General features: G+C 38.7%; 5 protein-coding genes. 1 reads left to right on the top strand and 4 read right to left on the bottom strand.

Annotated elements, in window-relative coordinates:
• Positions 1-402: 402 nt before the first annotated feature.
• A complete protein-coding gene (locus tag HCX49_RS04065) occupies positions 403-4,461 on the top strand; it encodes a two-component regulator propeller domain-containing protein (protein WP_168126248.1) in 4,059 nt (1,352 codons plus the stop codon).
• 151 nt (positions 4,462-4,612) lie between these two features.
• Here the strand turns inward: HCX49_RS04065 and HCX49_RS04070 are convergent, their stop codons facing one another.
• The 4 genes from HCX49_RS04070 to HCX49_RS04085 form a co-directional block, all read right to left on the bottom strand.
• Positions 4,613-5,770: a PepSY-associated TM helix domain-containing protein gene (locus HCX49_RS04070; protein WP_317166805.1), complete on the bottom strand. Its 1,158-nt coding sequence runs from the start codon at positions 5,768-5,770 to the stop codon at positions 4,613-4,615.
• A gap of 62 nt (positions 5,771-5,832) precedes the next feature.
• Positions 5,833-8,418, bottom strand: a complete 2,586-nt coding sequence (locus HCX49_RS04075; RefSeq protein ID WP_168126250.1) for a TonB-dependent receptor — start codon at positions 8,416-8,418, stop codon at positions 5,833-5,835.
• Between the two features lie 94 nt (positions 8,419-8,512).
• Complete coding sequence (locus HCX49_RS04080; protein ID WP_168126251.1) at positions 8,513-9,475, bottom strand: FecR family protein; 963 nt, start codon at positions 9,473-9,475, stop codon at positions 8,513-8,515.
• A gap of 55 nt (positions 9,476-9,530) precedes the next feature.
• Positions 9,531-10,082, bottom strand: a complete 552-nt coding sequence (locus HCX49_RS04085) for an RNA polymerase sigma-70 factor (protein ID WP_132840490.1) — start codon at positions 10,080-10,082, stop codon at positions 9,531-9,533.
• Between the last annotated feature and the right edge of the window lie 183 nt (positions 10,083-10,265).

Below are 10,265 nucleotides of genomic sequence, written 5' to 3' on the forward strand. Positions count from 1 at the left end.
TTTGAAATCATAAATCGGTTTGCTCAATTGTAGCGCATTGATTAAAGGTGATAGTGATCTATCATAGTAGGTTTTAGGGACTGTTCTGTGTGCTCATAATTTTATTTTAATCTAAGTGGTTTGTGTAAATGCCATGCATAAAATTTCCAGTTGCTATTAGGTAGGTTAGGTCTAATAACAAGTAGTGAAATTTATTTTTGACGGTTGGTTTATAATTACTAATTCAAAACTAGCTGATGTAACATTCTCGTTGAGGTAAGAATGTTCAAATGATGAGTAAGTATGTTAAAATTGGATTTAAATCATCAAATAATCTATTTTTTTTGATAGTTTAGGATAACGGTGACCGCTATTCAAAAGTATTGTTGTACACCTTTAACCATTATCTTATTAAACCTAAATATGTTGAATATATTGAAGTGTAAAATTATTATTGTTATTACCCTAATTTTCTGCTCTATTGCTAACGCGCAGGAACTGCCGTATTCGTTTGAGCATTATACGATAAAAAATGGTTTATCGTCCAATACTGTTTTTAGTACTTATCGAGATAGTTATGGTTTTTTATGGATTGGAACTGAAGATGGGTTAAATCGATTTGATGGATACACGTTTAAAGTTTATCGTTATAATGCCGATGTAGAAGCGGGTTTGAAATCTAATCATATCACAGCTTTATGTGAGGATAACCTAGGACGTGTTTGGATAGGTACCAATGGCGGAAGCTTAAGTTATTATGACCGTAAATTGGATAAAATTGTCAGTTATGATAAACATGTGGATGGTAAATGGTTGAGTACCGCAATAACAACCATTAATACGGATATTGCAGGGAATATCTGGGTAGGTTCATATGGTGGACTCTTTATTATCAATGTCAAAGATATTGGCAAACCACTTGACGTACGCTATACCGATATCGAAAAGAAGTTTTTCAAAATGACCTCCAGATATATTTTTAGAGACAGTCAAGGACGCATGTGGATTGCCGCTGAAAATAGAATATATCAGTTTGCATCGAATTTGAAAGAAAGTAAAGTTTATCCTGCTCAGGATCCTTTGACATCTGATAAACAACTCATGGAACTGACCTGCATTGAAGAAGATGAACAGAAACGTATTTGGGTTTCCTCACTACAAGGACTTGTTTATAAGGGTGATCATGAAGATCAGTTTTCTTTGTTTCAAGAATCGGGGGGAGCTAAATTGGGGAGTAAACGAATTTACAGTATTGCTAACGATACTAAAGGTGGACTTTGGATTGGTACGGATAATGGATTAGGCGTATTGAATACAGAGAATTTTGAGCTTAAAATTTTTAATAAGGATCCTCGAAATATTAGAAGTATAAGCCATAAATCGGTCCGTTCTGTTTACGTGGATAAATTTGGAATTTACTGGGTGGGTACCGTACAAGGAGGTTTGAATAAATTTGATGTGAATCTGAATCAGTTTAACCTTAAAACGATCGACAGTTATGGGAAAAATGAGGTCAGTATGATCACTTCATTTTTGCCTTTTAAGAGTCAGGTTCTGCTAGGTACAGATGGTGGTGGTCTTTTTCGATATGACCGTAGCTTGGATAAGCTGACAGCTATTCCGATTGGAGATCAAAATCTAACGGTTTTAGCATTGAAAAATGGAGATTCTCCTGGCGATATATGGCTGGGAACTTTTGGTAAGGGAGTGATCAAGTTTAATTTGGAAACACAATCACGTACGCACTACTTGACAGGATCTGGGGAAAACCAACTTAATAATAATGAAGTTTTTAGTTTAGAGAAAGATATCTATGGTGATATCTGGGTAGGTACAAATGGTGGTGGAATCAACGTGATTCAGCTTAAAAATGGAGTGGTTAAAAAATTTCGTCGTTCTGACAACCCCAAAGCGGATGAGATTGCACCTTCTGCAGATTTTATCCGTGCATTGAGAAAGGATCACGAAGGTAATATGTGGGTAGGTACCTACGGAGCAGGTATCTTTGTATACAATCCATACACCCGTAAAACCGTGTATTATAATAAAAATGCAAACGCTTTGCCGAACAATTATGTGTTATCGATCTATACTGACCGGGCTGGAAATGTGTATGCAGGTACAAATGGCAATGGAGTCGGGTTGCTGCAAAAAGATGATAAGCAGTTTAAAACGTTGTCTGAACGGGAGGGTTTGATCAATGATGTAGTACAGAGTATTGTTGAAGATAATACTGGGAAAATGTGGTTCAGTACGAATAAAGGATTGAGCTGTTATGATCCCTTGCAAAAAACGTTTAAAAATTATGCCTATTCTGTTGGACTACAAGAGGGCGCATTTGCGATAGGGGCAGGTCTCATGCTACCTGATGGAGAAGTATATTTTGGTGGTCAAGAAGGATTTAATCATTTTTATCCTAAAAATTTAAAAATTAATACAAATCCTTCCAAACCCGTATTAACGGAATTAAAGATTGATAATAAGGTGATTAAACCTTCTGAAGAAGGCATACTATCTGAATCATTGTTAACGGCAGAAAGGATCAATTTGAAGTATAAACAAAACTTTTCAATTTCATTTGCTGCATTGAATCTGACGGTATCAGAAGACAATCAATATCAATATCGCTTGAAAGGGCTTGATAAGGATTGGATTAAAGCTAATGGGGATCACGCTGCTTATTACACCAATCTGGATCCAGGAGAATATACATTTGAAGTAAAAGCGAGTAATAACGATGGGATATGGGATGATGAAATCAAATCTATAGTTGTTTATGTTGCACCTCCCATATGGTTAAAAGGTTATGCATTTGTCTTTTATGGGATTTTGCTTTTATCGGGGTTATATTGGTTAAAGAGTCGCGGTGTGCGGAAACTAAAACAAAAGTTTGTTTTGGAACAGGAGCGTCGAGATGCGGATAATCTCCATCAGTTGGATCAGATGAAAATAAAATTTTTGACGAATTTAAGTCATGAATTTCGAACGCCTATTTCTTTAATTACAGGTCCAATTGATATTCTACTACTTAAGGAAAAGGATAAGGAAACTTCGCAACAGATCGCGCTTATCAAGCGTAATGCCCACCGGTTGCTTAATCTTGTTAATCAATTGCTCGACTTTAGAAAAATGGAAGAAAATGAGCTTAGATTGCATAATACGAAAGGGGATTTAGTATCCTTTGTAAAAGATATGTATGAATCCTTTAGTGATATGGCCATTCAAAAGGAGATCAACTATCGTTTTATTTCTTGTGAAGATCATGTACTAACCGCTTTTGACCATAATAAAATTGAGCGAATTATCTTTAATTTATTATCCAATGCGTTTAAATTTACTGCAAAGGGAGGTCATATTTCTGTGTATATAAAATCGGTGGAAGTACAGGAGGAGGGTGATAAAATAAAAGTTAAAATGGTAATCAAGGATGATGGTATCGGTATACCAAAAGAATCGCATGAAGCGATTTTCGAGAGTTTCTACCAGCATGATACACAGGGTAATATTTTGAATCAAGGATCTGGAATCGGTTTGTCAATCGCAGATTCATTTGTTAAAATGTATGGTGGTAAACTTTACGTGGAGAGTGAACCAGGCTTTGGAAGTGCTTTTTCTTTTGATCTGTTTTTAGAAAAAATGGAGGTCGTTAATGATGAAGTTGTACAGACTGTTATAAGTGTCGAACAGGATAATGTTGATCCGCATATTCGTCTGAGACCCGTTGTATTGATTATTGAGGATGACGATGACTTTCGGGGTTTTCTAAAAAGTAGGCTCGATCCTTTATATCAAACTTGCGAAGCGTCAAACGGCCAAGAAGGATGGCAAAAAGCACTATTTCATCACCCCGACATGATTATTTCTGATGTGCAGATGCCAATCATGAACGGTATGGAATTGACTCAAAAGCTGGTGCGGGATAAACGGACAAAACATATTCCTATTATCTTATTGACAGCTTCAAGAGTAGAAAATGGTTTAGTCTGCGGTTTAGAGTCGGGAGCAGTAGATTATATTTCTAAACCATTTGATATGGCTGCATTATTAGCAAAAGTGAATAGTTTATTGCTCCTTAATCAAGCTTTTAAAGATACTTATAGTAAGCAGCTCTCTTTTGTTTCACCAGAAGTTGAGGTGATGTCAGAAAAAGAGAAATTTTTACAGAGTGTATTTGAATATGTTTATGAAAATTTAGATAATCCACAGTTATCTGTTGAGTTATTGAGTAGTCACTTGTCCATTAGTAGAACATCGTTGTATAATAGATTACTTGAATTTTCGGGTATGAGTCCTGTAGATTTTATACGTTCGGTAAGGTTGGAACGTGCAGCAAATTTATTGGAAAAAAATAGTAATTCGATATCGGAAATTGCGTATGAGACCGGATTTTCAAATCCTAATTATTTTACCAAAGTATTTAAGGCAAAATATAAAATGACACCGTCGGAGTATATACAGGCACAAAAGAATCTGGTTAAATAATGTTATTGGCGCGAATTATATAGGAGAGAAAGGTCAGAAATAGTATTAAATAAGGGGTTGCAGATAAAAGGAAACGATTGCTAAAAAGGCTTATCTGTGATGGGATAAGCCTTTTTAGCATTAAGAGAATTAACGGGTTGCTAAGCTTTATTTACGCTTTCTTTTTTTTCTTTTTACGTCGATTGTACCAGATGTAGAAACCGGTGACAGGTAGGCTGGCGGCAATCAACGATGCCAAAAATACCAGCATCTTGCCCGGGATTCCCAGAATACTTCCTAAGTGGATGTCGTAATTTAAGGCCCGCATTTTCTCACCGTAATTTTTACTTGAAAAATCGATTGTTTTTTGCAGATAACCTTTCTTTACCTCGTATTGTCGGATGATAGAGGCATAGCTTTTTTCATAGCGGATATACACGTTTAACGATGCTTCTTCCTTCTGTGGGAAATAAAAGTAATAGGCATGTGCATCGGGATAAGTTACCTCTACTTCGTTCAGAATGTTATCGTAGACCGAAAGATTTGTATTGAAATGAGCCTTTGACTGAATAGGTTTCGCCAGAACTGTTTCCGGAGCCTTATTTTCGATTTTATTGAGTACTTGCTGTACCGACTCATCAAACCAGGGGAAGGCCCAGATCATACCGGTCAATCCCAGAATTAAAGCGATTGTGAAGGAATAGAATCCTAGAATATTATGCAAATCGTAATTTTTCCGTTTTATGCCGGTTTTATTTTTCCAGCGAAACCAAAACCGAACACGTCTTGCTTTTTTGTTTTTTGGCCACCACAGATATAGACCTGTTAAAAGTAAGAGCACAAAAAATAGCGTTGCAGTGCCTACAATGGGTTGGCCAATGTCATTTTTGAACAGCAATGACCAGTGGAGGTAGAGTATGACCCTGAAAAATTCAAATTCAGCATTTTCACTGTATACGTTTGCTGCGGTATAGGGATTGATGAAAACAGACTCATAGTATTTTTTCTCGTTCCAGTACCAGATTCCATCGTTATCATCTTCTTTATATGCCCTAAAATGCCAGGTCCGTTGTGGATTGTTTTCAATTTCTACGGCCGAGACCTGTTTTTCAGCACCCCAATGCTGTTCTGCGTGGTCCAATAAAGTTGAAAATGACTGACGCTCATGATCTGGACTCGTGGACTCCACGTAATAATGATTTTTATAAACTACGGGTTTGATTTCATCAACAAATGCCAATATACAACCGGTTATGCCCAGTATAAAGACGATAAGTGATGAGAGTAAACCCATCCAAAGGTGTGTTTGATGTAATATTTTCTTTAGCACAATTTACGATCTAATAAAGCAGACCGCTCGCTAAAAGCGGTCTGCTAGTTGCTATACAATTTTTAGAAACGATAGGAAAGGTTTGCCGCCACACTGGATGGTGCCTGCAAATTGCCCCAGCTGTCCCAATATTTTTTATTAAAGATATTGTTCGCTTTCAATTGAATTCCCCAAGCTTGTTTGTTATAAAACACAGTTGCATTGGCCAGCGTATAGCTGGGGATAAAAAAGGTATTTGTCGAAGCGCGGTACATTTTATCAACATAGTTGACTCCGGCACCGACACCGAGACCTTTTACTTTTTCTTGGAAAGTGTAAGAAGCCCAAAAACTGGCGACATTTTCAGGCGCAAATTCTGCCTTGTTTCCTTCAACAGCAGTATCAGAAGCTTTGATGATGCGATTATCATTATAGGCATAACTTCCGATGATGTTCAGTCCTGCGATGGGGTTGGCAATGACCTCCAGTTCTGCACCTTTGCTCACCTGCTTTCCATCCTGTTCGGTAAACATGTCCGCATTGACACGGGTGGCATTATCAATCTTGATATAATAATAGCTGGCCGTCAGACTTAATTTTTTATGAAAAAGCTCCGATTTTATTCCACCTTCTGCTTGATTGGCAAATATTGGATCTATGACAAATCGATTTCCATCTGGCTGGATGACCGGAGCAACATTTTGGAAACCACTCATATAATTGGCAAATGCAGAAATACGCTCGGGAAGAATCTGATACACCAATCCTAATTTAGGCGCTAATGATGTTTGTTTGAATCCTTCTTCATCTTCCACTTTGTTCCGATTGAAATGATCAACACGTAGTGAAAGCATGGTCGAAAGACGTGGCACGATGGTGATCATATCGGATACATATGCACTGAGCGTTTGTTGCGAAGGAGTGGGATACGGTGCAAATTCGGCATTTTTATCGATTTCCTGTCTCAACAGGGGCGTGAATTTTTGGGTCACATCTACTTTATCGAATAGCTGTATATCTCCGAAAAGGAAACTGCTGCTGAGGGTTCTATAATTGGCTCCGACCAGCAATTTATGTTTGATACTTCCTGTGTTAAATTCGCCATTGATATTTTGCTGAATATTTGCGTATCCATTATAGACATCCTTATATATGGATGCGGCTCTGGTAACCTCTGTAGGAGAACTGACGAGCACGACACGCTGATAGCTGTGGTCCACATTTTCCGAAACGTACGAGAACACGGTGGTGGACTGGAACTTATCCGATATTTTATATTTTGCCTCAGCAAAGATTCGGGAAGCGCTATTTTGTACATCGGCATCGCTATAATACAAGCTTTTGCGGTAATCCAACTTCAGATCTTTAGGTTGAAGTACATCTTTGGCCCGGATAACAAAATTATTGGGCTGTGTATTGTGAACCTTTAGGTATTCGGCATCTAAGTTTAGGGTCAGCTTCTCATTGACCTGATAGCTTAAACTAGGTGCGATTAAAAAGGTATTGTTAAAAGCATCCGAGAGGTAACTTCTTTCTTTATGGATAGCGGTATTCAAACGAAATAGAACACTTTTGTCGGCCTTTAATGGCGTATTGAGATCTACTGATAAACGGTTTAAGTCATAGCTCCCCGTAGTGTAGTTTACTTCCGTACGTTTTGCTTCAATTGGTTTTTTCGTAACGAGATTGACTACGCCACCAAATGAAGATACGGATGCTCCAAATAGTGTTCCCGATGGACCTTTAAGTACTTCTATGCGTTCTACATTGGCAAGATCCATCGCAGATCGGTCCGAAGTGGACTCCATACCGTTGCGGGCATTAATTCCTGTACTAAATCCTCTTAAATGGGCACTCAGTCCGCCAGAAGGATTGATCACGGGCACAGTACCACCTGCATTCCGCATGGCTTCGGCGATGGTATAAGAAACTTGTTCTTTCATCAACTGCTGTGTTACCACCTGATAGACCTGCGGGTTCTCCAAATTGCGCAGTGGCATACGGGCTATAAAGGGAGTCTCTTTATTTGCAAAGCGGTTTTTACGTTCGCCGTTGACCACTACTTCCTGTAGTGCTGTAGCATCTTCATAGAGCACAAGGTTGACTGTAGATGTTTTATTTGCTTCAATATGTACCTGTTGCTTTTGGGTCAGCAAGCCGACATATTTTGCTTCTACGGTATAGTTGCCGGCTTCCATATTACTGAACGAAAACTTACCGTTTTCATCGGCCTGGACTTGTCTGCCCGCAAGGGAGATGCTCACATATCCAGCTGGGTGACCATCGCTACTGTGTACCTGTCCGTTCAGATTGCCTTTTCCAGAAGAGGGCTGTAAATTAATGCGATTTCCATTGGTCTCTACGCGTTTTACAGCATCGCCCAGAATCTCCTGCAAAATTGTTTCTAAGCGTGCGTTTTGCAGGTTTACCGATACTTTTTTTTGTGCGTCGATCAGGTTTGGGCTGTAGATAAAAGAACAGCCTGTTTTTTCTTCAATTTTTTCTAGCGCCTGCGCTATCGTTTGGTTTTTGATTTGGATGCTGACCTTGGTCTGGAGGATACCCTGTTGCGCCTGTGTCAATAGACAGGAGAAAGAAAGTGCTAATAAAAGGCTATTTTTTTTCCATGTTCTGGGAAATAGCGGTGTGCTAAGTAGCAAAAAGTTCATATTTTTACAAATGTGATTAAGTTAATGTATTTAATTTCATCCCCCGGTGGACAATTTTGGCGATGCGTACACCGGGTTATTTTTTGCGGATCGATTATCTATATAAGCTGACCTCCTTATCTTTGATGGTATATTTGATGGAGGTTGCAAAACTGATATCATGTAAAACTGATGCTAAAGAAGCCTGCTTAAACTTCCCTCTCACCTGATCATTTAGTATTGCTGTATTGTGACAGGTGATCTTTACATTATACCAGCGTTCAAGTTCCGGAATCACCTGTTTGATGGTTTTGTTGTCGAATATAAGTTGTCCTTCCATCCAGGCAGTCGACAGTTCACTGTTTACGGTACTTGATTTCATCTTTCCTGCAGCATAACTACTTTGCATATTGGCTTTTAAAATAAGGGTGTCCGGACAATTTGCTGCGGTAAATTGTACTCGTCCTTCTTCTACAGTAAGCATATCGGACTGTCCGGTACGGCTTAGCAAATTGAATCGGGTACCCAATACGCGGGTACTGGTATTTTTAGTCTGGACAATAAAAGGTCGTTTTGGATCTTTGCTCACCTCAAAAAAAGCTTCACCATCTAAGGTCACTTCTCTTTTCGCTGCATCAAATTTTTCGGGATAGCGTAATTTTGTTCCGGAATTGAGACTTATGGTCGTTCCATCGCTGAGGATGAGTTTTTGTTTTTTTCCAAAAGGTACTTCGATCTGTACAAAGCGGGTGGTTACGATCGGTTCTGCTGTTATTTTATCCGATCGAAGATAGAGCCAAGCTGCAGATAGGATACTCACGATACTGGCTGCTGCGACGAGTGTAGGCCAGCGTCTACGGGTTGATTTTTCTGCCGAGAACGTATCGGGGATATCAGCTTGATGGCGAATATTTTGCCATATGATCGCTTTTTTCTCTTCGGGTGTATAGTTACTTTTCTTGCGTGGAAATTCTTCATCAGGAATACCATCAGCCATCCAAGCTTCCACAGCCTGTTTCTCAACAGGTGTGCACTGGCCTGACCAGTATTTTTCCAAGAGCTGATGATCGATCTTCATATATTTTTATATACCAGTCGTCGTTTAGCTGTTTTACCCTTAGTCTAAAAAAAAATTATTTTTGTTCTGATGTCGCGATCTTATTTCTCAGGAATTTTAGGGCTTTCGTGAGATGTGCTTCGACAGTCTTTTCGGACAAAGACAATGCTTCGGCAATTTCGGGTATGCTTAGACCGCTATTGCGGCTCAGGGTATAGACCTGACGGCAACGGCAGGGGAGTCGGTTGACCAGGCCATCAACAAAATGATCAAGATCTCTGAAATAGATGGTCTCCTCTGTGTTGTTGATGCTGTGGCAGAAGGTCTCTGTCAATTCATGTGTCTGATCGATGCGCTTATACTTTTCACGGTAATAATCATTGATCCGTATTCGCGCAGCGCGAAAGAGATAGTGTTCTATCTGAATAATTTCTTCCATCACTTCTTTACGTTTCCAAAGCGAGCAGAAAATATCCTGTACCATATCCATAGCGATTTGCTCATCATTACAATGGTGTTCACAAAAATCAACAAGTCGATTCCAATAGGCATCGAACCACTCCTGAAATATTTGTTCAGGTGATTTTTTCTGCTTGTTTTTTTTTGTGAAAAATAGTTTAAGGCTCACTAAGCAAGTCGTTTTAGATAGATAGGTTCAAATATAGGTTTTAATCTGGAATTGTTCTAAATAAAATTAAATTTCACTGATTTTAATATTTAGATGGCGATTATCTCCTAACATGAATTTGTGTTGTACAACATATTCCTCCCAATGAGGAATTTTTCACCGAGATTATAGCTTCTGATGCAG

It is taken from the genome of Sphingobacterium sp. B16(2022) (assembly GCF_012030425.1).
GTDB lineage: Bacteria > Bacteroidota > Bacteroidia > Sphingobacteriales > Sphingobacteriaceae > Sphingobacterium > Sphingobacterium anhuiense.

Excerpts from the sequence above, each read along its gene's own strand:
- HCX49_RS04065 (WP_168126248.1), top strand. The coding sequence starts at position 403 with ATGTTGAATATATTGAAGTGTAAAATTATTATTGTTATTACCCTAATT.
- HCX49_RS04075 (WP_168126250.1), bottom strand. The coding sequence starts at position 8,418 with ATGAACTTTTTGCTACTTAGCACACCGCTATTTCCCAGAACATGGAAA.
- HCX49_RS04080 (WP_168126251.1), bottom strand. The coding sequence starts at position 9,475 with ATGAAGATCGATCATCAGCTCTTGGAAAAATACTGGTCAGGCCAGTGC.